20 protein-coding genes are annotated in these 26,109 nt (G+C 37.4%); 11 read left to right on the top strand and 9 right to left on the bottom strand.

What is annotated here, in order from left to right:
• Positions 1-89: 89 nt before the first annotated feature.
• Positions 90-839: an aquaporin Z gene (gene aqpZ / locus NMG86_RS08630; RefSeq protein WP_026787317.1), complete on the top strand. Its 750-nt coding sequence runs from the start codon at positions 90-92 to the stop codon at positions 837-839.
• A gap of 318 nt (positions 840-1,157) precedes the next feature.
• Here aqpZ and prfC read toward each other — a convergent pair whose 3' ends face one another.
• Entirely contained in the window at positions 1,158-2,807 is a 1,650-nt protein-coding gene (gene prfC, locus NMG86_RS08635; protein ID WP_043938756.1) for a peptide chain release factor 3, read from the bottom strand.
• 185 nt (positions 2,808-2,992) lie between these two features.
• On the opposite strand from prfC, the gene NMG86_RS08640 reads away from it, so the two are divergent.
• A complete protein-coding gene (locus NMG86_RS08640; RefSeq protein ID WP_199918683.1) occupies positions 2,993-5,116 on the top strand; it encodes a PAS domain-containing protein in 2,124 nt (707 codons plus the stop codon).
• 44 nt (positions 5,117-5,160) lie between these two features.
• Positions 5,161-6,273: an IS630 family transposase gene (locus tag NMG86_RS08645; RefSeq protein WP_026797113.1), complete on the top strand. Its 1,113-nt coding sequence runs from the start codon at positions 5,161-5,163 to the stop codon at positions 6,271-6,273.
• 119 nt (positions 6,274-6,392) lie between these two features.
• On the opposite strand, the gene NMG86_RS08650 is transcribed toward NMG86_RS08645, so the two are convergent.
• Together NMG86_RS08650 and NMG86_RS08655 are read right to left on the bottom strand one after the other, a co-directional pair.
• Entirely contained in the window at positions 6,393-6,968 is a 576-nt protein-coding gene (locus NMG86_RS08650) for a Uma2 family endonuclease (RefSeq protein WP_026787315.1), read from the bottom strand.
• 106 nt (positions 6,969-7,074) lie between these two features.
• Positions 7,075-7,791: a 4'-phosphopantetheinyl transferase family protein gene (locus tag NMG86_RS08655; RefSeq protein ID WP_026793565.1), complete on the bottom strand. Its 717-nt coding sequence runs from the start codon at positions 7,789-7,791 to the stop codon at positions 7,075-7,077.
• A gap of 389 nt (positions 7,792-8,180) precedes the next feature.
• Between NMG86_RS08655 and NMG86_RS08660 the strand changes: the two genes are divergently transcribed.
• The 5 genes from NMG86_RS08660 (at position 8,181) to NMG86_RS08680 (ending at position 16,915) form a co-directional block, all read left to right on the top strand.
• Positions 8,181-9,572, top strand: a complete 1,392-nt coding sequence (locus NMG86_RS08660; RefSeq protein WP_026793566.1) for a malic enzyme-like NAD(P)-binding protein — start codon at positions 8,181-8,183, stop codon at positions 9,570-9,572.
• A 101-nt stretch (positions 9,573-9,673) separates the two neighbouring features.
• Positions 9,674-11,443 (top strand): EAL domain-containing response regulator, encoded by a 1,770-nt coding sequence (locus NMG86_RS08665; protein WP_026797450.1) that lies wholly within the window; start codon positions 9,674-9,676, stop codon positions 11,441-11,443.
• A gap of 33 nt (positions 11,444-11,476) precedes the next feature.
• Positions 11,477-12,571 (top strand): hybrid sensor histidine kinase/response regulator, encoded by a 1,095-nt coding sequence (locus tag NMG86_RS08670; RefSeq protein WP_026797451.1) that lies wholly within the window; start codon positions 11,477-11,479, stop codon positions 12,569-12,571.
• 52 nt (positions 12,572-12,623) lie between these two features.
• Entirely contained in the window at positions 12,624-15,701 is a 3,078-nt protein-coding gene (locus tag NMG86_RS08675) for a PAS domain S-box protein (protein WP_026797452.1), read from the top strand.
• Between the two features lie 122 nt (positions 15,702-15,823).
• Positions 15,824-16,915 carry a hybrid sensor histidine kinase/response regulator gene (locus tag NMG86_RS08680; RefSeq protein WP_026797453.1) on the top strand — a complete coding sequence of 364 codons (1,092 nt, stop codon included), beginning with the start codon at positions 15,824-15,826 and terminating at the stop codon, positions 16,913-16,915.
• 66 nt (positions 16,916-16,981) lie between these two features.
• Here NMG86_RS08680 and NMG86_RS08685 read toward each other — a convergent pair whose 3' ends face one another.
• From NMG86_RS08685 to NMG86_RS08705, 5 genes are all read right to left on the bottom strand, one after another.
• Positions 16,982-17,932, bottom strand: coding sequence for an RluA family pseudouridine synthase (locus NMG86_RS08685; protein WP_043938755.1), 951 nt, complete (start codon positions 17,930-17,932; stop codon positions 16,982-16,984).
• A complete protein-coding gene (locus NMG86_RS08690) occupies positions 17,925-19,895 on the bottom strand; it encodes a TolC family protein (RefSeq protein WP_052338676.1) in 1,971 nt (656 codons plus the stop codon). The genes NMG86_RS08685 and NMG86_RS08690 overlap by 8 nt, the downstream gene beginning before the upstream one ends.
• 42 nt (positions 19,896-19,937) lie before the next feature.
• Entirely contained in the window at positions 19,938-21,125 is a 1,188-nt protein-coding gene (locus NMG86_RS08695) for an ABC transporter permease (protein ID WP_026787307.1), read from the bottom strand.
• Between the two features lie 22 nt (positions 21,126-21,147).
• Positions 21,148-22,335, bottom strand: a complete 1,188-nt coding sequence (locus NMG86_RS08700; RefSeq protein ID WP_026797455.1) for an ABC transporter permease — start codon at positions 22,333-22,335, stop codon at positions 21,148-21,150.
• A 127-nt stretch (positions 22,336-22,462) separates the two neighbouring features.
• The gene (locus NMG86_RS08705; protein WP_026797456.1) at positions 22,463-23,152 is read right to left on the bottom strand and encodes a uracil-DNA glycosylase; all 690 of its coding nucleotides are present in this window, start codon (positions 23,150-23,152) and stop codon (positions 22,463-22,465) included.
• 147 nt (positions 23,153-23,299) lie between these two features.
• Between NMG86_RS08705 and NMG86_RS08710 the strand changes: the two genes are divergently transcribed.
• Both NMG86_RS08710 and NMG86_RS08715 read left to right on the top strand, forming a co-directional pair.
• A complete protein-coding gene (locus tag NMG86_RS08710) occupies positions 23,300-23,953 on the top strand; it encodes a phosphoribosyltransferase (protein ID WP_026797457.1) in 654 nt (217 codons plus the stop codon).
• Positions 23,954-24,000: 47 nt separating this feature from the next.
• Complete coding sequence (locus NMG86_RS08715; RefSeq protein WP_264477077.1) at positions 24,001-24,294, top strand: hypothetical protein; 294 nt, start codon at positions 24,001-24,003, stop codon at positions 24,292-24,294.
• Between the two features lie 9 nt (positions 24,295-24,303).
• Here NMG86_RS08715 and NMG86_RS08720 read toward each other — a convergent pair whose 3' ends face one another.
• Positions 24,304-24,672, bottom strand: a complete 369-nt coding sequence (locus NMG86_RS08720; protein ID WP_026787302.1) for a VOC family protein — start codon at positions 24,670-24,672, stop codon at positions 24,304-24,306.
• A 57-nt stretch (positions 24,673-24,729) separates the two neighbouring features.
• Here NMG86_RS08720 and tftA point away from each other — a divergent pair, with 57 nt between their 5' ends.
• Complete coding sequence (gene tftA / locus NMG86_RS08725; RefSeq protein WP_026797459.1) at positions 24,730-26,082, top strand: hormogonium tapered terminus morphoprotein TftA; 1,353 nt, start codon at positions 24,730-24,732, stop codon at positions 26,080-26,082.
• The last annotated feature ends 27 nt before the right edge of the window (positions 26,083-26,109 follow it).

The raw sequence follows: 26,109 nt of genomic DNA on the forward strand, positions 1-26,109 counted from the left end.
ATTGATCAATTTTATGGTAAGTTTCAACTGAAACTCATCAGGATTAAAACTGATAGTTAAATTCAAGTGCATTCTCAAGAGGTTTAATAATGCCATTGACTAAGAAGTGTCTTGCCGAGTTCATGGGAACATTTTGGCTAGTTTTTGGAGGGTGTGGATCTGCTGTTTTTGCCGCCGCATTTCCCGATGGAACTACTAACCCCCTTGGGATTGGATTTGCCGGGGTTGCATTAGCTTTTGGTTTAACCGTTTTAACCATGGCCTATGCCATAGGTCATATTTCCGGTTGCCATCTCAATCCGGCGGTTTCCTTTGGATTATGGGCGGGTAAACGCTTCTCTGGAGGTAAAGATTTAGCCCTTTATATTGGATCTCAAGTTGCCGGGGCAATTGTAGCATCCTTAGTGCTTTATTTAATTGTCAATGGGAAAGCCGGATTTGATGCAGTGGCTTTTAAAGGTGGTTCTAACCCCTTTGCCACCAATGGATATGGCGAACATTCTCCCGGCGGTTACAATCTCGTTTCCGCTCTGCTGGGTGAATTTGTGTTGACATTTATGTTCTTGATGGTGATTATGGGATCAACCGATAGTCGCGCACCTCAAGGATTTGCCCCGATTGCTATTGGTTTGGGATTAACCTTAATTCACCTAATCGGAATTCCAGTCACCAATGTATCTGTAAATCCAGCCCGTAGCACTGGCCCAGCATTATTTGTTGGCGGTTGGGCAATTCAGCAATTATGGTTGTTTTGGTTCGCCCCTATTTTGGGAGGAATTGCCGCCGGGTTCACCTATAATTCCTTATTTGGTGAATCCCCATCTGATCCCAATTCTTAATCAATCAAAACTCTAAATTAATCCTCGTTTTGTGTTTAATACTTTCTTCTGTAAGTAGGTGGTCAAAAAGCCCGTTGTTGCGCTTAAGCGCAATTAAGTGGTGCGCAGCAAGCGCAACAACAAGTTTAAAAAGCCCGTTGTTGCGCTTAAGCGCAATTAAGTGGTGCGCTTAAGCGCAACAACAAGTTCAAAAAGCCCGTTGTTGCGCTTAAGCGCAATTAAGTGGTGCGCAGCAAGCGCAACAACAAGTTCAAAAGCTCCTTGTTGTGCTTGGGCGCACTAACCCGATGCGCAGCAAGCGCAACAACAAGTTAAATCCTATTCTTCCTCTCCCGATTCAAGCGGTTGAATTGAAACTACCGGAGCAATAGAAGTCAGTTTTAACTCAGGATGATCGGCTTCAGCTTGACGACAATTCCATTCATTTTTAAATAGTAAAACCGGACGATCCCAACTATCTTTAACCACCGCAGCGTTAAAAATTCGTCCAACTTTATTTAAAACTTCCCAACCTCCTGTTACCCAACGAGCCACACTATAGGGTAGAGGTTCTAATAGAGTTTCGGCCCCATATTCATTTTGCAATCTAAACTGAACTACCTCAAATTGAAGTTGACCGACCGCAGCCAAAATTGGATCTCGTTTAGCTTCATCAATGGAAAACATAATTTGTACCGCTCCTTCTTCTCGCAATTCCAAAACCCCTTTATGGAACTGTTTAAACTTAGAAGGATTAGGATTTTTTAAATAGGCAAATAACTCCGGGGTAAAACAGGGAATCCCTTCATATTCTAATTTTTTGCCCATATAAATTGTATCCCCAATGGCAAAAACCCCAGGATTATTTAATCCAATTACATCCCCAGGATAGGCAGTTTCAATTGATTGTCTTTCCTGAGCAAATAATTTTTGAGGACGGGAAAGACGGACAACTTTTCCCGTGCGGGCATGATTTACCGTCATATCTTTTTCAAATTTTCCTGTACAAACTCGCACAAAAGCCACCCGATCTCGGTGTTTGGCATCCATATTAGCTTGTAGTTTAAATACAAAGCCCGTAAACTCAGGATATTCGGGTTCCATATCCCCCAAGGTACTCAGATGGGAACCGGGTTTTAAAGCATAATCTAAGAAGGAATCTAAGAATAATTGAACCCCAAAATTAGTCATGGCACTGCCGAAGAAAACCGGGGTCATTTTTCCAGCATGAACTAAATCCAGATCAAATTCCGAACCCGCGTGTTCAAGTAGTTCTAATTCTTCTTTTAATTGATGATAAAGATCCGGATCTAATAATTCATTAATTCTAGGATCATCTAAATCAAAAACCCGATCTAAAGCTTCTCGACTGCCATGGGCGGTACGTTCAAATAAATGAATTTTTTGTTTGCGACGATCAAATACTCCTTGAAAGCGATCGCCCGTACCAATTGGCCAATTTATGGGATAGGTTTTTAACCCTAATTCTTTTTCAATTTCATCAAGTAATTCTAAGGGTTCTTGACCCGGACGATCCATTTTATTAATAAAAGTAAAAATAGGCAGACCTCGCAGTTTGCAGACTTCAAAAAGTTTGCGAGTTTGCGGCTCTAAACCCTTGGCGGCATCTTCTAACATCACCGCGTTATCGGCTGCGGCTAAAGTGCGGTAGGTATCTTCACTAAAATCTTGGTGTCCGGGTGTATCTAGCAGATTAATTTGACAGTTGTTATACTCGAACTGCAAAACCGTTGAGGTAATCGAAATTCCCCGTTGTTGTTCCATTGCCATCCAGTCTGAGGTAGCATGACGTTGAGCCTTCCGTACTTTAACAGCACCTGCTTCGTGAATGGCACCTCCGTAGAGGAGTAATTTTTCTGTCAGGGTGGTTTTTCCAGCATCAGGGTGAGAAATAATTGCAAAATTGCGACGTCGCTCAACCTCCGCTTGAATTTCGGTTTGAATTTCGGTTTGAATTTCTGTAGTCATGAGAGCCTAAATCTGGAATTTGTGATCAAACTTATAATTATAGAGGCTAAAGTAGATTTTTGCTCAATGCTATATAATCAACCTATACTTTTGGAGTGTTTATTAATCAATAATTGCGTTATTTTTGTAGTTTAATTCAATTTTTTATTGTGTTTTTTCTTTGATAAAAAAATTTATCAACGGTTATGACTTTCACCTGGATAATTTTACAACAAATGGTTGCAATGGCTTTATTGATGTCTCCTAATTCCTGGGATTTTTGGCAATCTCAATTAATCGCGCTTCATCTTGTCTCAGATTTGGTGATTGCACTGGTTTATTTTGCGATTCCTATTTCATTCATTTACTTTGTTCGTCAGCGTCAAAATTCATCCTACTCCAGTATTTTTATCCTGTTTAGTATATTTATTTTTGCCTTTGGAATCAATCATTTGATGGCGATTTTAACCCTTTGGTATCCTGTGTATTGGTTATCGGAAGGACTGAAGACTATCCCGGCTATCATTTCTGTTGTTACAGCCTGTACAATTATTCCTTTAGTCCCCAAACTTTTAAAACTTAGAAATCCCGATAAATTAGAAAAAGTTACGCGATATATTGGCATAATTATTGATATAAATGGTCAAGAAAAAACCGAGAAAGCTCTAAAAGAATCCCAACAAATGCTGCAATTAATTATGAATACGATCCCTCAGAGAGTTTTTTGGAAGAATCGAAATTCCGTTTTTCTAGGGTGTAATTTACAATTAGCTTTGGATGTGGGATTAAAGTCTCCTGAAGATATTATTGGTAAAACAGATTATGATTTCAGTTGGACTTTGGATCAAGCTGAATTTTATCGACAAGTTGATCAAGAGATTATGGAAACGAATACCCCTCGTTATCGGATTATCGAAACTCAATTACAAGCAAATGGCAAACAATGTTGGATAGAAACCAATAAAATTCCCTTTCATGATTCTGAGGGAAATGTGGTAGGAATATTAGGAACATACGAGGATATTACAGAGCGGAAATTAGCGGAAGAATTATTAGCAGAATCTGAAACTCGATTTCGACAATTAGCTCAACAGGAAAAACTAATGAATCATTTAGCTAATCAAATCCGCAATTCCTTAGATTTAAAGACAATTTTAGAAACAACAGTTTTACAGGTTTGGGAATTAATGAAGGTTGATCGATGCTATTTTTGTTGGTATCGACGGGAAGAAACTAAATTTAATTTAGATAGTAAAAATCCATCTCAACCTTATTCAAGTGGGGCCTATTGGGAAATTGCTATTGAAGCTAAAGATCCGGCTTTTCCAGATATTGTTGGTCAATATTATTTAGAAGAAGTAGGCATTTGGTCGGAGCAATATTTGAATTTAAACATAGGACGAATTGATTATGTTAGTAATCTTCCTGATTCTCAAGAAAAATCATGTTTACTCCAGTTTGGATTTGTTTCTGTGCTGTCTCTCCCCATCCAAACCCAAATGGGAGAAATCGGGGTTTTAGTTTGTGGAAATCATCAAGAAACCCGTTGCTGGAGTGATTCTGAAGTCGAATTATTACAGTCTGTGACGGCGCAAGTGGCGATCGCAATTAATCAAGCCCAACTCTATAACCAAACCAGGGAAGCGGCGACTTTAGCTAGAGCTCAAACCCTAGAATTAGAAGCGACTTTAAATAAATTACGACAAACTCAAGCCCATTTAATTCAAACGGAAAAGATGTCTTCTTTAGGTCAGTTAGTGGCAGGAGTTGCCCATGAAATCAATAATCCCATTAATTTTATTTATGGAAATGTTGATTATGCTGCCCAATATCTGGATGATTTATTAAATTTAGTAGCCCTATATCGGGAGCGTTATCCCGATCCCGTTTCTGATATTCAAGAAATGATTGAAACCGTAGATATAGATTTTTTGCAACAAGATTTTCCGAAATTATTAATTTCAATGAAAGTCGGGGCGAGTCGGATTCAACAAATTGTTTTATCCCTAAGAAATTTTTCGCGTTTAGATGAAGCAGATGTCAAACAAGTTAATTTACATGAGGGCTTGGAAAATACATTATTGATTTTACAAAATCGCTTATCAGAAACTGGAGAAAGACAAAAAATTCAGGTGATCAAAAACTATGGGGAATTGCCCTTAGTCCATTGTTATGCAGGTCAGATTAATCAAGTCTTTATGAATTTACTCACTAATGCTATTGATGCTATTCAGGAGCGAATTGTAGAACAAAATCAACAAATTATTTCTCATCTTAATTCTAATGATGTAGAGTTATATCCTGAAGATGATAAGCTGTTCAGCATCTAAATAGGGTATAATGAAAAACTAAGTTTAGAAAAATCAATAAAAAGATGCCTGCTAAAAATCACTTAAATGAAAAGCAAGTAGAGAAACTACAGAAAAGATTGAAAGAGGAAGAAAATGGACAAATCAGAGAAAGAATCTTGATTCTACTATTGCTAAATGATGGTAAAAAACAAAGTGAAATTGCCAATTTTTTGGGATGTTCAATAAATAAAGTATGTTATTGGTGTGTACATGGAGATCCGGACAAGTTAGAAAGCCTGAAAGATGAAAGAATGAAAGGAAATAATAGAAAAGCCACAGATAAATATATAGAGATATTATTAGAAACTGTAGAAAAAGAACCGGAAGAATTAGGATATGAATTTGGGAGATGGACAGGAGAAAGATTGGCAACTTATTTAGAACAAATCACAGAAATAAAATTAAGTGGTTCACAAGTGAGAAGGATATTAAAGAAAAAAAAGTATGTTTACTTGTGGGCAAAGTATAGCTTGGAAGAGAAAAGAGATCCAGAAAAAAGGAAATTATTTAAAAATAAAATAGAAGAATATTTAAAAATAACAAAAGAAAGTCCAGAACAATTACAGGTATGGTTTTGGGATGAAAGTGGATTTAATTTAAGAGTAATAAAAAGAAAGAACTGGTGTGAAAAAGGAAAGAGAAGAAAGATTAGAGGAGACAGAAGGAAAGGAAAAGTTAATGTTATGGGAGGATTGAGGTACTCGGACAAAAAAAGATTTGTAGAATTTCTGGATAAAGGGAATGCAAATAATTTTTATCAAGTGTTAAAAAGTTTTTATCAAGAGCTAATTCATGAGTGGGTATTAGCGGGAAATCAAGCAGAAGAATTTGTAGAAAAAGGAGCAAAGATTGTCATTATTCTTGATAATGCAAGTTTTCACAAAAAAGAAGAATACCTAGAAAAAATTAAAGCAGAAATGCCTAATATCTATTTAGAATTTCTTCCAGAATATAGTCCAGATTATAATTTAATTGAATTGGTCTGGCATTCAGCTAAAGAATATATTGCTAATCGACTCTTTAAATCAGTTGATGAGCTAGAGTGTTTATTGCATCAGCTTTTAAATGAGGGACAGTTATCTATTAAATGGGGACGTAAACTTAAAAACAAAGGTAATGCTATAATCACAGTTTAAATGCATAACAGCTTATCAAATTGTAGTAGAAAGACATCTAGGTCAGTTAAAGTGTTCTTCTCAAGTTAAAAACGGATCGGAATTTACAATTGAGATTCCTATTCAACAACACAAAAATCTTACTCTTGATCAAAGCTAATTCCTTCATATAAAAGCTCAATCGGGCATTCAAATTCTATGCTTTGTAATGCGATCGCATCTCCATTTGTGTATTCATAATAACGCCACATTTTACCTTCCCCTCTCTGATAAACCTCAACAGACATGGATTCTGAATCAATTAACACATATTCTTGTAAACTGGGAATCTGACGATAATACTTAAATTTCTCAATGCGATCATAATTTGCTGTACTTGGAGAAAGAACTTCAACAATAACTTTAGGGTTTTGAATAAACTCACGAGATTTTAAATCTTCGGGGTCGCAAGTAACAACTAAATCAGGATAGAAATAACGACTATTTTTACTAGCTTGAACTTTCACATCGGATACATAAGATTCACAACCTCTATGACCTAGATGGGGGTACAAACTCCTGTATAAGTTGAGGTAAATCTTGGTGTGAGGAATACTACCCCCGGTCATCGCCACAATATCACCATCGACATATTCATGGCGCATTTCCTGTGTGGCTTCCCATTTTAGGTATTCTTCTGCTGTCATTTTTTGAGAATCTTGAAGATTGGCAATCATGATTTTTTCCTGTATTAATCTCGACTATTGAATAGCTACCTACTGACAATATTAACATTGATTATCTAAATTGTCATCTATCTTTAGCTATAATATTATAGTTGATTTATTTTTCCTCAGTCCAGTGCCAATATTTAAACTGATAATTTATTCCCTTAATTGCTAAGGTTGCTAGATAGTTTTCTGCGGTTTCAATAGTTTGCATTGTCCAATTTTTAGCTAATTCCGAATCCTGGGAAATTTTCAAAATTTTTAGGTTTGAATCCAGAGGAGTGAAAATTTCAATATCCTGTAAACCAACTAAACCTTCTCCCGTGGCTTTTAAGTAGGCTTCTTTGCACGTCCAGAGTTGAAAAAATGCAGTATATTGTGCTTCTGAATCAAGGGAATTTAACCACTGATATTCAGAGTTACAAAAAAACCGTTTTGCTAAAGATATAACTTCAATTTCCCGAATATATTCTATATCTATGCCGATATTTTCTTGAAGGGCGATCGCATAAATTGCTTTTCCATAGGCATGAGATAGATTAAAATTTAGGGGTAAGGGAGCTTGATCTAAACTCGGTTTTCCATTAGAGCTATACTTAAATTGAATCTGTTTTGGAGCCAGGTTTAAATAGTGGCTGAGAATCATTCTTAATGTTCCTCTGGCAATCATAAACGCCTGTTGATCCCGTTCAAACTTAAACCGTCTAGCCCGTTTTAGCTCGTCATCAGCCAGAATACTTTGATAAAATTCTAGGTGTTGGGGTGATCGTGTTAGATTAGTTTGCCAAATATGAACCGTATGGGAAGATAACTGAAAATCCGATAAAACCATTGTCCTGATTAATCTTATTAATGAAGTCAGCAATTTCACTTGTTTTGTTTAATTCTAGTGCGGATCACCTCAAAAATAAATAGTATGAGACTATTAAGGGTGAATAGATCAGATAATATTAGATAATCAAGGTAAACCGTCCAATCTAACCTGAGATGATCACTATGGAATCCTCAAAAAATCAGCGAAAAAAGCAAGTAAAGCGAAAACTTGAAAAAACACCCACTCCGCAATACGTTGATCACTATATTACCTTAGCTAACCTCAGCTATTACCTGCAATTCCAGCAACAGTATTAAGGAAATTTGATAGATGTCATGCTTCAACTACAGACCGATGTTGATCTCCGGTGATATCATACCGAATGGACAAATAAATTAATACTGAACATGGTTAGCTTAACACCGAATCCTAGTTATAGCGTTACAATTCGTCTGGAACTGCCTAACCGCGCCGGAATGTTGGCTAGTGTTTTTCAAGCGATCGCCACCGTCGGGGGAAATTTAGGCCAAATTGACTTAATGGAACAAACTCTGCACAAAACAATTCGAGAAATCAGTGTAGATGCCTCTAGTGAAGAGCACGCAGAACAAATTGTCCAAGCGGTAAAAGGTTTAACTGAGTTAAAAGTATTAGCGGTTTATGACCGAACATTTAATCTCCATCGCGCCGGAAAAATCAGTATTCAAAGTAAAATTCCCCTGAAATCTCAATCGGATTTAGCCATGGCTTATACTCCGGGTGTGGGTCGAATTTGTCAAGCCATCGCTGAAGATCCAGAACAAATTTATAAGCTGACAATTAAACAAAATACCGTCGCTATTATTACTGATGGTAGTGCGGTTTTAGGCTTAGGAAATTTGGGGCCAGGTGCAGCTTTACCCGTGATGGAAGGGAAAGCCATGCTCTTTAAAGAATTTGGAGATATTGATGCGTTTCCGATTTGTTTGGATACCCAAGATACAGACAAAATTATCGAAACGGTTAAATATCTTGCCCCAGTTTTCGGAGGAATAAATTTAGAAGATATTGCCGCCCCTCGCTGTTTTGAAATTGAAGCCAAACTGCGGGAATGTTTAGATATTCCGATCTTCCATGATGATCAACATGGCACGGCAATTGTGAGTTTAGCCGCCTTAATTAATTCCTTAAAATTAGTCAAAAAATCACGGGAAGATGTCCACCTGGTTTTAAACGGGGCGGGTGCTGCGGGGGTAGCAATGGCGCGTTTATTCAAAAAAGCCGGAGTGCGTAATATTACCCTCTGTGATTCTAAGGGAATTATTAGCCATAATCGTACCGATATTAACGAACAAAAACGGGAATTTGCCGTTAACTTATCAGGAACTTTAGCGGATGCGATGAAAGATGCTGATGTGTTTATGGGAGTTAGTGCCCCTGGTGTGGTGACACCGGAAATGGTAAGATCTATGGCAAAAGATCCTATTGTTTTTGCCATGGCTAATCCGATTCCTGAAATTCAACCGGAATTAATTCTTAATGATGTCGCAGTCGTGGCAACAGGACGGAGTGATTATCCCAATCAAATTAATAATGTTTTAGCCTTCCCTGGTCTATTCCGAGGAGCCTTAGATTGTGGGGCTAAAAGTTTAACTATTTCTATGTATTTAGAAGCAGCAAATGCGATCGCTTCTTTAGTCTCTCCCACGGATTTAGATCGGGAATATGTTGTGCCTTCAGTGTTTGATAAACGGGTGGCTACGGCGGTTGCTAGTGCCGTTACCCATACCGCCCGTCAAGAAGGTTTAGCCCGCACTTAATCCATCCTTAATAATCGTAGTGAGTCCTTCAGGACTTTCTTAGAGGCGTGAACGCCTCACTACGATTATTTCTATAAAAAATTTATTTTAGAGAAACAACCATGGCTAAAATTCTTGTGATTGAGGATGAAGAATTAATTCGAGATAACATTGTAGAACTACTAGAAACAGAAAACTTTGAAGTTTTTACTGCTGAAAATGGCAAAATCGGTTTACAATTGGCAATTCAGCATCAACCAGATTTAATTTTGTGTGATGTGAGGATGCCGGAAATAGATGGTTATGGGGTGATCACTGCTTTACAAAACAATCCCATCACGGCAACTATTCCCTTCATCTTCTTAACAGCAAACGCCGATGTAGGTGACCTAAGAAAAGGAATGCAGCTTGGGGCTGATGATTATTTAACCAAACCTTGCACCCCCACAGAATTACTCAAAGCTATTGTAATTCGTTTGGAAAAACACGCCATTTTAAAAGCTAATTATAGTCAAAAATTAAAATTAGCTGAATCTAAATTTAATCAATTAATTTATCAAGATAGCACCACTAACTTACCCAACCGTTTATACCTGTTGGAATATTTTCAACAAATGCTAGATAAGTTGTCATTGCTATCTATTACCGATCAAAATTGGCAACAAAATGGGATGATCCCAATTATCTATTTACGGATAGATCGGTTTGGCAGAATTAACGATATTTTAGGATATGAAGGGGGAGATTCCCTTTTAAAAGCGGTAGCAGAGCGGTTAAGAAAAAATTTACCTTCCGAGTATATTATTACCCATATTAATGGCAATCAATTTGCAATTTTATCCCCACCAATTCTGGATCAACAAGAGATTAATACCGTAATTAAAAAGTTGCAACAGCAGATATCTGATCCCTTTATCTTAACAAATCGGGAAGTTTTGATTACCTTTAGTGCTGGAATTTCCCTTTATCCCCAAGATGGTCGGGATATTATTCAACACCTGCTGCGGGAAGCCAAACAAGCCATGAATCAAGTTAAACAACAAGGAGGAAATGATTATAGTTTTTATATTCCCGCCTCAGAACATCAACTTTCGGAAAGGATTGATTTAGAAGTTGCCTTGCGGTATGCTTTAGAAAGAGAAGAATTTGAACTTTACTATCAACCGCAAGTCAGTTTGAAAACGGGAAATATTATTGGTGCGGAGGCCTTACTTCGCTGGAAACACCCCCAAAAGGGCATGATTTCCCCAATAAAATTTATTCCTATTGCGGAAGAAATAGGTTTAATTGAACCCATTGGCGAATGGGTTTTATCTCAAGCCTGTCAACACAGTAAAGCCTGGCGATCTCAAGGTTTAGGAAATTTGCGCGTGGCGGTAAATTTATCCGGTCGGCAATTCCAAACACCTAATTTGTGCCAAAAGTTAATGGAGATTTTACTCAGTACGGACTGTGAACCGGATTATTTAGAATTAGAATTAACCGAAAGTTCATTAATTCGAGATCCTGAATTATCCATCCAACAGTTACAGGCCTTAAAAGCCTTGGGAGTAACCATAGCCATTGATGATTTTGGGACGGGATATTCTTCTCTCAACTATCTGCAAAAATTCCCCTTTGATGTGCTAAAAATAGATCAATCTTTTGTTCGCAATCTCCATACTAATAAAATCAATGTAGCCATTACAGAATCTTTAATTTACATGGCTCATCTTTTAAATTTAAAGGTGATTGCTGAAGGGATAGAAACTCAAGAAGAATTAAATATCTTGCAGGGCTTTCAATGTGATGAAATTCAGGGGTATCTATTTAGTCGTCCGCTCAATTTAGAGGATTTTCAAACCTTAGTTAGAAGTGGAAGTCAATTAAAAATTTCTCAACCTGAGCCATAAGAATCCTGAATTAACATTATTGAGTAAATTGAAATGACCAAAATTTTAGTAATTGAAAATGAAGAATTCATTCGAGAGAGCATTTTAGAACTGTTAGAAATTGAAGAATTTGAAACCCAGTCCGCCGAGAATGGCAAAATCGGTTTACAAGTTGCTCAAAAATTTAATCCCGATTTAATTTTATGTGATGTGGTCATGCCCGAAATGAATGGTCATGGGGTATTAGAAGCATTACGAAAAGCACCAGAAACTAAGATGATTCCGTTTATTTTTCTAACGTCTAAAGCCGATAAATTAGACATAAGAAAGGGCATGGAATTGGGGGCGGATGATTATTTAATTAAACCATTTACCCCCAAGGAATTGCTGAAAGCGATCGCCACTCAACTAGAAAAAAAAGCATCAGTTGAAAAATTTTCCCAGGAAAAATTAGATGAACTTCGCAACAATATTACCCATTCCCTGCCCCATGAATTAAGAACGCCTTTGAATGGAATTTTGGCATCAACGGAATTTTTACTGGATGAATTAGATTCTATGGAAACTAATGAAATCCGTGAAATTGTCGAGCAAATTTCCCTATCTGGTAAACGTTTATATCGGTTGACAATGAATTTTCTGCTCTATGCTGAATTAGAACTAATTGCCACCGATCCCAAAAAGATTGCCAGCTTACGTCAGGATAAAACCCTATCCTCGCAAAGAGTAATTACGGCAAAAGTAATGGATCAAGTTCAAGAAGAAAAACGGGAGGCAGATTTATTTCTCAATCTACAAGATGTGGCGATCGCCATGGCAGAAATGAGACTAGAAAAACTGGTTGAAGAATTAGTTAATAATGCCATGAAATTTTCCGCCATCGGACAACCGATTGAAATTAACGGATTTGTTAAAAATCATCAATTTGTTTTATCAGTTAAAAACTTTGGACGAGGAATGACCCCTCAACAAATAGCTCAAATTGGGCCCCATGTTCAGTTTGAACGCAAATTGTATGAACAACAAGGTCCGGGGTTAGGATTAGCCATTGTCCAAAAAATGATCGAACTTTATCAAGGTCAACTGATCATAGAAAGTCCCAGCGATCAGCAAACTATTGTAACCGTTTATTTACCTTTGTTTGCTTGACGGTTGACTATGGCTTTTTTGTTGGAATAACAACTATAATATCCGGTGATTTATGACAAAAAATAATTGTAAAAAAGAGAAACAATACCTGCTTGACCAACAGGAACAAATAATTGAACAACGGGTACAACAACGCCTGCGGGAACTCCAAACTCCCCCCGCATCTAACCCGCAACCAAGTATAGAAGCCGAATTAGCACAAGCCCATCAACAGTTAACATTTCACGTCGAAAATTCGCCTTTAGCTGTGATTGAGTGGGATCAGCAGTTTCGGGTCAAACGGTGGTCGCCCCAAGCCGAAAAAATCTTTGGCTGGAAGGCAGAAGAACTGATGGCTCGCCATTGGAATCAGTGGGAATTTGTACATCCAGAGGATTTAGAACAGGTAAATGCGATCTCGTCGCGGTTGCTCAATGGTGAGGACAACCGGAATATCTGTTGCAATCGGAACTACACGAAACTGGGCAACTTAGTATATTGTGAGTGGTATAATTCTGTTTTAAAAGATGCAAGCGGACAAGTTATTTCTCTTTTGTCCTTGATTCAGGATGTTACTATCCGTGAAACAGCCCAACAGGAACTCAAGCGTCGCGCCCGACAACAACAGGTGATTGCCGAATTAGGTCAATATGCCCTCTCACAAACCAACTTAGAGCACCTGGCAAAAAAGGTTGTAACCTTGGTGGGACAAACATTAGGGATCAAATATGTTCAAATTTGGGAATTACTCCCCAACCAAGGCACATTTTTGTTAACGACGGGATTAGGTTTGCGTCCTCGTTCGGTGGGGCGAGTGACCCTGAGCAATACCCCCCAGTCCCAACCGGGCTATACATTATTAGTGAAACAACCCGTTATCGTTGAGAATTTGCAGGTCGAAACCCGCTTTAGCGGTTCGGAATTTTTTTCTAATCATCATATTGTTAGTGGGGTAACAGTTTTAATTTCTGGAAAAGAAAAGCCCGTTGGGGTGTTAGGAATTCATTCTCAGGAGCAACGAACCTTTAGCCCCGATGAAATTAATTTTTTACAAGCGGTTGCTAATATTATTGCCTCTGGTGTAGAGCGCCAACAAGCCGAAGTGGAGTTAAAAATCGTAAACCAAGATTTAGAAGTTCGAGTGGCTGACCGGACAACAGAACTAATTTTCATGAATGAAAAACTCCAGCGCCAAGTTGTCGAGTTAAAGAAAATAGAGTCTCAATTAGAAAATAAAGCTAATCAACAAGCGATTATCGCCGAATTAGGTCAAAAAGCCCTATCAGAAACCAATTTAGTTTCCCTCATTAATGAAGTTGTGATTCAGATTGCTAACAATTTAAACGTTGAATATTGCAAAGTTTTAGAATATAGTTTAGAGGACTGTTTTCTAACCTTAGCAATTTGGGATGAACCCCTTAATAATTATATTCTTCTGAGTCATGAACCCCTATTTTCACTATCCTTAAGCATAAATCAACTCCCCGGTAATCAAGATGATTTAATATCTAACTTATTCTCTTGTAGCTGCAAATATAGCCAGGATTTAGAGCCAAAAGAGCTTAATTATGGCAAGTTTAATTTTGTTAATCAAGGAATTTGTATTCCGATTCGGGGACAAAATTACCAGCAGTTAGGACAGATAGAAATTTATGGTAAAAAAAATCAACTGTTTCGCGAATACGAGGTAAATTATTTGCAAAGTGTGGCAAATATTTTAGCAACGGCAATTGAAAGAAAACAAACGGAAGTAACCCTACGGTTTAGTGAAGAACGATTTAAAATTACGCTAAAAAATTCGCCTATTGTTGTGTTTAATCAAGATTTAGAGTTACGCTACACCTGGATTTATAATCCGACGGGAGCATATGAATCAGAAGCCGTTATTGGTCAATTGGATTTTGATATTTTTCCCCGGGAAAATGCGATTCAACTCACCCAACTTAAACAACAGGTTTTGAACACAAAAGTTGGTTTGCGAAAAGAGGTGACTACTAATTTGGAGGAAAATTTTCAATGCTATGATTTAACCGTTGATCCTTTATGGGATTTAGAAGGAAATATTATCGGAATTACTGGCGCGGCATTAGATATTACGGATCACAAAAGAATTGAAGAACAATTGTGGGCAACTACATCTCGATTAAGCACATTAATTGAGAATTTACAGTTAGGGGTTTTAGTCAAGGATGAATTTGATAAAATTGTATTAATTAATCAAGCCTTTTGTAATTTATTTAATATTAAAGAATCCTCCGATAAACTGATCGGTATGGATGGCAAAACATTTTCCTTTGAATATCAAAATCTATTTAGCGATCCCGCACAATTTATTATTAGAAATAAAGAAGTCATGGGCAGAAAGCGAGTGATCACGAATGAAGAAATCTCTTTAGTTGATGGACGGACTTTTGAACGAGATTATGTTCCGATTATGATTCAAGGAGTCTCTCAAGGTCATTTATGGATGTATCGAGATATTACTGAACGCAAAAAAGCAGAAGATACCCTGGTGACATCCTTACGAGAAAAAGAAGTTTTACTCAAAGAAATTCACCACCGGGTCAAAAACAACTTGCTGGTGGTTTCTAATCTTTTAGAATTTCAATCGGATATGTTCACCGAACCTGAATTAATTAAGGTTTTGGACGATAGCCGAAATCGGATCTATTCCATGGCTTTAATCCATGAAAAACTCTATCGTTCAACTAATTTAGAAAAAATTAATTTTGCAGATTATTTAGAAGATTTAATTGATAATTTATTTGACTCTTATAATATCCAAGCTGGTCAAATTGAGTTTAAACTCGATATTGAACCCGTTAGTTTGAATATTGAAACCGCTCAACCCTGCGGTTTAATTGTGAATGAATTAGTATCTAATATCTTAAAACACGCCTTTTCTAATGGTCGCTCAGGAATTGTTTATCTGGGACTACACCAAAACCAGGAAGATAAAATTATTCTAACTGTTGGAGATAATGGCATCGGTTTTCCCGCCGGAGTAGACTTTAGAAATGTTGAATCCTTGGGAATGGAATTAGTTTGCACTCTCACGGAGCAAATTGAAGGAACTATTACCCTAAACCAAGAAAACGGAACTTTATTTACCCTTAGTTTTTCCGAACTTCAATATCGACATCGGCTTTAATCGGAAGTAATTTTCGGTAGCCTGTATAGCTTCTCCCACGCACTAACAGATTATCCGTATACAGCCAAACTGGATCAAATAAAAAAATGTTAATATAGTTAATAGGGAAAGGAGGGAAAAAAATGGCAGCCATTAAAATTTTAATCGTCGAAGATGAATTGATCATTGCCAAAGGATTGGCGAGGAAATTAGAAAAACTAGAATATGTGGTGGTGGGGATTGCGTCCTCTAGTGTATCGGCATTAGAAAAAGTGACAGAAACCCAACCGGATTTAATTTTGATGGATATTGTAATTAAGGGGGATTTAGATGGAATTGAAACGGCAAAAATTATTCAAGAAAAGTTTAATATTCCGGTTATTTATGTAACAGCTTATGCTGATGATGAAACCTTAGAACGGGCTGAAAAAACGGAATCCTATGGATATATTCTGAAACCGTTTAAGGATCGAGAAGTTCATGCGGCGATTAAAATTGCCTTGAAAAAGCATCAAGCCTCCTTACAAATGCAGCATTCTTTGCAAGAAGCCCAATCGGTTAACGATGATAAATCGCGGTTTTTCTCCATTGCTTCCCATGATTTAAAAACCCCATTAACAGCGATTCAAATGTCCGCCGGAATGTTGAAAGATTATAGTGAAAAATGGCCAGAAGATAAAAAGCAAAAACATTTAGATAGAATTCAAAACTCAGTGCAGAATATGAACAATCTTTTAGAAGATTTGTTAATATTAAGTCAGGCTGAATCTGGGAAACTAATCTTTAGTCCTGAACCCCTAGAAATTGTTGAATTTTGTCAAGCCATTATCGAAGAAATTAAACCCATTGCTAATAATAAAAATCCCCTGGTATTAATCACTTTTCCAGACGTTATTTTGGGAAACTTAGATAAACATTTATTGCGTCATATTTTATTAAATTTGTTATCTAATGCGATCAAATATTCTCCTGATGGGGGTAAAGTAAGCCTGACAATTCACCAAGAGGGTCAATTTGTCCGGTGTGAAGTGGCCGATCAAGGAATTGGTTTACCGAAAGATTATCAAAATAAACTATTTCAACAATTTGAACGCGCTAGTAACGTAGGAAATATTAAAGGGACAGGGTTAGGATTATCAATTGTTAAACAAGCTGTTGATTTACACCAAGGTAAAATTACAGTTAAAAGTGAACCGGGAGAGGGAACAATATTTACGGTAATTTTGCCTTTGTAGACCCTAATTTTTTTATCGTAGTGAGTCCTTTAGGACTCTCTGAGAGCCTTGAAAGGCTCACTACGGTTAACGGCGGCGTAGGACTTCTAAAAGCGTTTTTAGAGTATCTGGAATTGGAGCGATCGCTTCAATTATTTCTCCTGAAATTGGATGATTTAAGGTTAATTTCCAAGCATGAAGCGCCTGTCCGGGTAAATTCACACCAATCGCTTTTCCTCGACTATATTCAGGATCACCAACAATCGGATTTCCCATAGAAGCAGTATGCACCCGAATTTGATGGGTACGTCCGGTTTCTAAGGTAAATAACATTAACGTATAGTTCCCGATTCGTTCTTGCATTTGCCAATGGGTAATCGCTTCCCGTCCCCCGTTTTCTATGGGAACAATTGCCATTCTTTTGCGATCAATCGGATGACGACCAATAGGTTGATTAATCGTTCCTGAGTTGGTTTTAGGAACCCCATAAACCACGCCTAAATATTGACGCCGGGCAGTTTTAGACTTAATTTGAGCTTGTAAACTTTGCAGGGCAAAATCCGTTTTTGCCACCACTATTGCCCCGGTGGTATCCTTATCTAAACGATGCACAATTCCTGGTCTTTGTACCCCACCAATTCCTGATAATTGATCACAATGGGCTAATAAACGATTAACTAGGGTATCATTCTGATGTCCTGGAGAGGGATGAACTACTAATCCCGCAGGTTTATTTAGAATTAAAAGACAATCATCTTCATATAAAATATCCAGAGGAATATCTACTGCTTTCAGGTCTAAAGGTTGGGGTGGTGGGAGAATAATTTCTAAGCGATCGCCACCTTGCACAGACACTTTTTTAGTCGTACAAACCTGTTGATTAATTTTTACCCATCCGGTACTGATTAAAGTTTGAATTCGTGATCGAGATAGATCAGGAATCTGTTGAGATAACCACACATCTAACCGTCGATGTTGTTTATCCTGGGGGAAATTTTCTGTATCTACAGTTAACTCAATCAGAGCGGAATCATTCATTATTTTGCTGAGGTTGTTGTTCCAGGGTAATTCCCAAGGTGTCTAAGGTTATACCCTGGCTTTTTTCTAAATTCGTTAAAGCATTCAGATACTCTATTTTAGCATTTAACTCGCGATTTTTGGCTGTATTTAATTCAGATTGAAATTGTACTAGATCTAAGAGTGTAGCTCCCGGTAAACCCAACTTTATTTTATCCACTTGGTTGCGAAGTTGCAGATCAGCTAACTCCGTTGCCCGTCGAGTTAACTCAACTTGTTTAAAGTTCAATTCAATATCTTGTAAATTTGTAGTTACATCAGTATTAACTTTTTGTATCGCTTCTTTTAAATTGTTTTCTGCTTGTAAAACATTAACTCGACTCCGTTGAAACTCACGCTCTAAGCTGCGATCTCCGAGAGTTTTACTAAAGGTTAATCCGGTGCTGAATTCCGTTTGATCGTCGTCACTATACGGTGCGGGATTATGTTTAACCACCGTTTGTAAATCAATATTCCAACGGCGATTATTTTCAGCAACAATTAATTTTGTTTTGGCATCTTCTAAATTCAATTTTGCGGTTAAATAACTCGGTTGATGCTCAAGACTAGACTGTCTAATCTGATCAATATCTAAGATTGGGGGCTGAATTTCTAAATTGTCAGAGGCTATAATATTAACATCTTCATCAATATCTAATAATCCCAATAAATTTAGTCGTGTTTGCTTTAAATTATTTCGAGAACTTAATAAAACTATTTCTCGATCAGCAACTTGAGATTGTACCGTAATTAAATCGGCTCTAGGTTTACGTCCGGCATCAATTAAAAACTGGGTATTTTCTACTGTTTTTTTAGCATTTTCTAAAGCTTGTAAATCAATTTTAACTTGTTCTTGGGCTTTTAATAAATTGCGATAGGATATAATAATTTCAGTGATTGTATCAATTAAAATTGATTTTAACTTGAGTAAATTAATCGTTTCTGTAATTCGTGCAATTTCAATATCAGCACGATTAACCCTTTGGCCGGCTCCCCTTAATAAAGGTTGTTTAAAAGTTAATTCTAAATTTTGCCTTAAAACATCTCGATCCGAACCTCCTGAACCTTGATAATTTTGTTGTTGTCGCTGTCCAACCCAACCCATATTCAACTCTCCTCCCGTGGGAATTTTAATCACTACTCCTGCTGATAACACTAAACCATTAGTTATTGTTGTTAAATTTCCTTGAGTAATATCACTCCAATTAATTGATAAATTCGGGGTAAAATTAGGATTAAATTTATCTTCAGCAACGATTAAATCCTGACGTTGGACAATGCGTTCTAAATATTGATTTTTAATCGTTCGGTTATTTTCTAAGCCCAAAATAATCACATCATTTAAGGTTAATTCAACGCCATCGGTTTCAGCCATAACCGGAGCCGGGGGAGAAGGTTGAACCTCTGGAGGTTGTTGAGTAATTCTCTGATATTGGGGACGATTAGCGGTTAAATTCAGAGAAGTCATACTATTTTCAATCATTTCCCTGGGATTTGGTTCCTCTGACTCAATTTTAAACGAATAATTACCTATATTAAAAGGTTCAGGATCGGGAGTTAAATATATATTTTTCTCCAAATTATTCAATTCAATAACAGAATTATTATTAGATTTAGTATTTTCTAAAATCCCAAAAATATCGTTAGATTTGATAGGATTTGGAGCGATTAAATTTCCCGTGATAAAATCAATCGGAGCAGGTGGAGGAACTGGATTAAAATTAGCTGGAGGTTGAACCGCAGGAATTAGAGGAGAGAATAATTCTAACTTTGTAGAGGATGGATTATTAATCGGTTGAGAAGGAAGGGCGATAAAAACTATCCCGCTTATACCGGAGATTAAAGTTATAATAATTCCTAAAGGTAAAAAATTAAAAGATTCAGATTCAGTTGAATTTTCCGAATTAACTGATGATTCTAACCCTAAATTATGCTGTTCTTCCATAACCATTAATCCTTGATTTTGTGTTCAATTCTTTATTTTCCCCTATTCTCCTTTTAAGGCTTTTACCGGGTCAAGTTGACTGGCGCGTAAAGCCGGGAAAAATCCGGCTCCTACTCCTACTAATATAGCTGAACTTAGAGCTAGTATAGCCGTTTTCTGTTCAAATTCATAAGGTAACTTAAATTGTTTAGCTACAACAACCGTCGCACCATGAACAGTAATAATCGCAATTGTTCCCCCAACAAAACTTAAAATCGCTGCTTCTAAAATAAATTGCAACAGAATATCTAATTGGGTCGCACCCACCGCCCGCCTGAGTCCAATTTCTGGAGTTCTTTCTATTACCGATGCGATCGTAATATTAGCAATACCAACCCCTCCCACAATTAAAGCGATCGCACCTACAACTAATAACGCTTTAGACACAGAATCCAAGGTTTTTTGTTGTTCTAAAATGTCATCAATAGTATTCGCCACATAAAATTCATCCCCAGGAAATCGTTGTTCTAATATTTTTTTAGCTTGCTTACTTAAAGTCTCTAAATCTTCAATTTTATCGGGACGTAATTGTAAAAATCTAATGTTTTGGTCTCCTGTGATTGCACTATAAATCGCCATTGGAATATAAACATAACCTGTTGGTTTCTCTTCCTCACTATAATATCTACTAGCAACAATCCCAATCACAGTATAAGGTCTAAAGTTTACATAAATATTTTTTCCTAAAGGATTTATTTTTTCAAAGAGTTTATCGGCTAAAAATTGATCAATAATAATCACAGGTTTATAGTTTTTAAAATCATTGGCATCAAAAGGTCGTCCAGCAACTAATCTCTGTCCTGATGTGTTGAAAAAATTGATTGTTATCGCTCTTGCATAGGGATTAGCTGGCTGATCTTGAAAAATAACCTCTGGGCTTCCTATCCCATTCGTGCCACTAATTGATCGTAACCCTTTTAACTGTTTTTTTAAGATTTTTATATCTTCTAAACTCAGTTGTGGTGGAGTTTTTGTTATGGGGTTTCCCCATGACAAAATGCGGATTTGTGGTGCATCTCGTTCAGCTAATTGTTGCTCAATGATCGCCGTGCTAATATTACCCACTTGCAAGGTTGCACTCACCGCAGCCACCCCCATAAATACCCCAATTCCTGATAAAAAAGAACGGACTGGATTACCTAATAACGAACTACAACTTAATTTAATTAAACTTAGAATAGAAAGACTCATAATGCTGTATTTTTAATGTTTTCTAATCTCCTCTTAACGCTTTTACCGGGTCAAGTTGACTGGCGCGTAAAGCGGGGAAAAATCCGGCTCCCACCCCAACTAATATCGCTGAACTCAGAGCTAATGCAGCCGTTTTATTGTTAAATTGATAGGGTAACTTAAATTGTTTAGCTACCAAAATTGTCGCACCATGAACGGTAATAATCGCAATATTTCCCCCAATAAAACTTAAAATAGCTGCTTCTAAAATAAACTGTAACATAATATCTAATTGGGTCGCACCCACCGCCCGCCTGAGTCCGATTTCTGGGGTACGTTCGATCACCGAAGCAATAGTAATATTAGCAATCCCAACTCCTCCGACAATTAAAGAAATAGCACCTACAACTAATAACGCTTTAGAAACAGAATCTAGGGTTTTTTGCTGTTGTAAAATTTGTTCAACTGTATTCCCACTCCAAACTTCATACCCAGGAAAGCGTTGCTCTAATATTTTTTTTGCTTGTTTTTCTAAAGTATCTAAATCTTCGATTTTATGAGGACGTAACGACAAACTTTCAATTGATTTTTGTCCTGTAACTGCACTATAAATTGCCATAGGAAGATAAACTAATCCTTTGGGTTCTTGCCCGCTCCATAGAGGTTTAGTCACAACAATCCCAACCACCACATAAGGTCTAAGATTTAGATAAATAGTTTTTCCTAAAGGATTTGATTTTTCAAAAAGTTTATCTGCTAAAAATTGATCAATAATAACTACAGGTTGATAGTTTTCAAAATCACTGGGATTAAAAGCTCGTCCAGCAATTAATTTACGTCCTGATGTGTTTAAAAAATTGATTGTTGTGGCTATAGTCTCAGGATTAGCTTGCTGATTCTGAAAAATAACCTCTGTGGAATACATCGAACTTATTCCGCTAATAGATTGTAACCCTTTTAACTGTTTTTGTAGGATTATAATATCTTCTAAACTCAGTTCTGCCAACTGTTTTGTAATCGGGTTCCAGGGTGAATATATGCCAACTTGTGGTGCATCTCGTTCAGCCAATTGTTGTTTAATAACCGCCGTGCTAATATTTTTAACTTGCAAGGTTGCACTCACCGCCACGACTCCCATAAATACCCCAATTCCTGATAGAAAAGAGCGAACGGGATTACCGACTAGGGAACTGCAACTTAACCGAATTAAACTTAGAATAGAAAGACCCATAATATTATTTATTAAACCTCATAATTTTGGTGATTATAAAGGATGTAAGAGAGCCCTGAAGGACTCACTACGATTGTGATTATAAAGGATGTAAGAAAGCCCTGAAGGGCTCACTACGATGGCAAGATTATTCATGCAATTTATTGTAAACTTCCTGAATATCTTGCCACATTAACCATTTCGGTGATCCCTGTTCCTTAGAGGGATTTCTTAATAAATAAGCTGGGTGAAAAATTGGCATACATAATCGCCCTTCCCACTCCATCCATTGCCCTCTAATTTTACTAATTCCTCGTTTATCTCCTAATAAAGATTTAACCGCCGTTGCTCCGGTTAATAAAATAATTTTTGGATTAACTAAACGAATTTGTTCTAATAAATAGGGTTTACAGGCTTCGATTTCTTGCGGGGTAGGAGTGCGATTATTCGGCGGACGACAGCGAATGGCATTAGAAATATAAACCTCTTTATCCGTAGTTAAACCCACGGATTCTAAAATTTTTTCTAACAGTTGTCCCGACCTGCCAACAAAGGGTAAACCCTGTTCATCTTCATTTTGCCCCGGTGCTTCTCCGATAATCATAATTGGCGCTTGAATATTACCTCTACCAATGACCGCATGGGTACGATTTTGCCCTAATTCACAACGATAACAATGATTACAATGGTTAGCAATTTCTTCTAAGGTTTGATAAGTTCCTAAAGGAATCGCAATTTTAGCATCAGTCGGAATTAAATCCCGATTCAAATTTATTAACGGAGCAGCAGGTTCAGTATTTTTAAAATCAAATAAACTCAATTGTTCGTGATCAGACATAATCAAATAGAGTAGGGTATGGGGTATTAATGATTAACCGATACCCAATTTACAACTATTTTCCATCCAGTGGGAATTTATCAAGTTGCAACTCTCAACAGCAACAGTCATCATAGAGTTGATGGGATGGCAGGGGGCAAGCAGATCATGTTATTCACACCAATATTTAAAGATCGGACTCAAGCGGGTGAGCAACTGGCAAAAGAAATTTTGTTACAGATAAGTTTAGAACACCCAAATCGGGATACAAAAATAGTGGTTTATGCCTTACCCCGTGGAGGTGTACCCGTGGCTGTGCCTATTGCTCAAGGGTTGCAGGCTCCTTTGAGTGTAATTGTGGCCAAAAAAATCACCTTCCCCGATAACCCAGAATTGGCCTTGGGTGCAGTCACCTCCGATGGTCATGTATTATGGTCGAAACGCAAACCCCTCGATCTGGAGCTTCAACAAAGGATATTAGAACAGGCTCAGACCAAAGCCCAGCAGGGTTGGGAACAGCTTTCTCCGGCTTGTCCAGATGTTAACCCCCATGGAGCTTTAGCCCTGATTGTTGATGATGGTATTGCCACTGGAATGACGATGGCTGTGGCGGCAAAGGCATTGAAAGCTCATCACCCCATGGCAATTTGGATTTGTGTTCCCGTGGCCCCGCTAGAATTAATTCCTTCTATGCAGCAATGGGGCGATCGGGTTATTGTCTTAGAAACCCCCGATCCCTTTTTTAATGTTGGTCGGTTTTATCAACAATTTGAACAGGTAGAGACGGAAACAGCTTTATCCGATTTACAACAACAAACCTGACTACAATAAATCTACAATAAATAGTGATTTACAGTTGATAATTAATCATGATTAGACGTTGGAATTTTTGGTGGCAAACTTTAGTATTATCAACCCAATATAACCCCCCTCAATTTATTGAGTTACTGATGTTAATGTTAGGATTTTTTTTACTTTTAATTTGGATGGGGAATCAACAATGGCCCTATTTGGTACTGTCGATGAGTTATGTTGCGGGATCATCCACTTCGATTCTAGTTAGGGAAGCTATGATTCCTTCCCCCAGTTTACAACTCACCCAAAAACTGGCAATATTATTGTTAATAATGAGCCTTTACACCCTCTTAGATTTAATGCGGTGAATAATTCCCCTAAATTTGATATAAAATTAAACGGTTTCCCATCGGATCATAAGCATAAATTTCTCGACCGTGGGCAGCCGTAATGATTTCTCCAGGGGGAGGATATCCTAATGCTTCTAAATGGGCGATCGCTTGTTCTAAATTTGGGACTTCTAAACACAAACTCATGCCCGTTTTACCCGTCGGAGAAAATTCAGAAATATCAGTAGTTTGGGGTTTAAAAATTCCTAATTTCAAACTCGGTAACTGAAATTCTGCATAACGATGGGGAATATAATTTAACGGTTGTATTCCCAATAGTTGAGAATAAAACTCAACCAAAATTTCCATTTTCGGATCGGCGAGGGTGACAAATGCCTGATTACAGTGTAAAACCATAAAGGGAATCAAAATATTTAACCTTAATATTAAACTTAAAATTGAGAGCATAAACTAATGACAAGAATTTTTTTATCCGCAGGTCATGGAGGATTTGAAAATGGTGCAAGAGACCCAGGTACGGTTGCTGGAGGGACAACCGAAGCCCAAGAAATAATTCGGATTCGGGATTTAGTCGTTGGTGAATTGCGCTCTAGGGGTTTACAAGTGATTTCGGTTCCTGATGATTTGAGTCAAACTCAAACTATTGATTGGATTAATGCCCATTCTCGCTCAGGAGATATTGCTTTAGAATTGCAAATGGGAGGCTCATCAAACCCTCTAATTCGAGGGGCTACAGCCTTTTATATTGCGGGTAATCAATCCCGAAAACAAGACGCGGAATCCCTATTATTATCCCTGCTTCAACAAGTCCCTCAACTTCCCAATCGCGGGACAAAACCGGACACCGAAACTGGCTTAGGAAGTTTAATTTTTTGCCGTTGGATTAGTATTCCTTCTCTCTATCTGGAATTGGGATTTCTAACTAATCCCACTGATCGGGCTTTAATTCAAAACCGACGTCAAGATATAGCGATTGGAATTGCTAATGGACTCACTAATTGGTTAGGAAATGGTTCAACAAATCCTATTCCAAATGTTCCCCCAGGTACACCCGTTTATGGTTCGATTGGAATTAATATTAATGGCCGTCGCTATGGGGAAAATGGAATTTTAGTCAATGGAAATGCTTATATTCCCATTGATTTAGTCGATAAATTTGGCTTGAATTTATCAGAAATTTCTTCTAGGATCAGAAGAATTAGATATAATAATATTGTTTATATTCGAGCCGTTGATTTCAAAAATTTTGGAATTTCTGTGGGCTGGGATAATCCCAATCGAAGTGTGGTTTTTCGTTCTAATATTCGTCCCTATAATAGTCAAATGGATCAGATTATGGGCAATGGCTTAACCACAGAAGTTCAACTAATTATGTTTATCAAAACTCAAGATTCTAATATGATTAATACTGTTCCTGAAATTGCTAAATTTTATCGAGAAGAATCGGCTACAGAAGGAGTGAATCACGATATTGCGTTCTCTCAAATGTGTTTGGAAACCAACTTTCTACAATTTGGCGGAACTCTCAAACCCGAACAAAACAATTTTGGAGGTTTAGGAAGTTTGGGAGGTGCTTCCGAAAGTGCTTCTTTCCCGACAATTCAAATCGGAGTTAGAGCCCATATTCAACATCTAAAAGCCTACGCGAGTTATGAACCTTTAGTCCAAGATATTGTTGATCCTCGCTTTGAATTTGTCACACGAGGAATTGCTCCTTTTGTCCAACAATTAAGCGGGAGATGGTCAGATGATTCCACCTACGGCGATCAAATTTTAGCTTTATTAAGAAGACTTTATGAAATTTAAGCAAACACAAAGACACAAAGACACAAA

The organism is Planktothrix rubescens CCAP 1459/22, assembly GCA_904830895.1.
GTDB lineage: Bacteria > Cyanobacteriota > Cyanobacteriia > Cyanobacteriales > Microcoleaceae > Planktothrix > Planktothrix agardhii.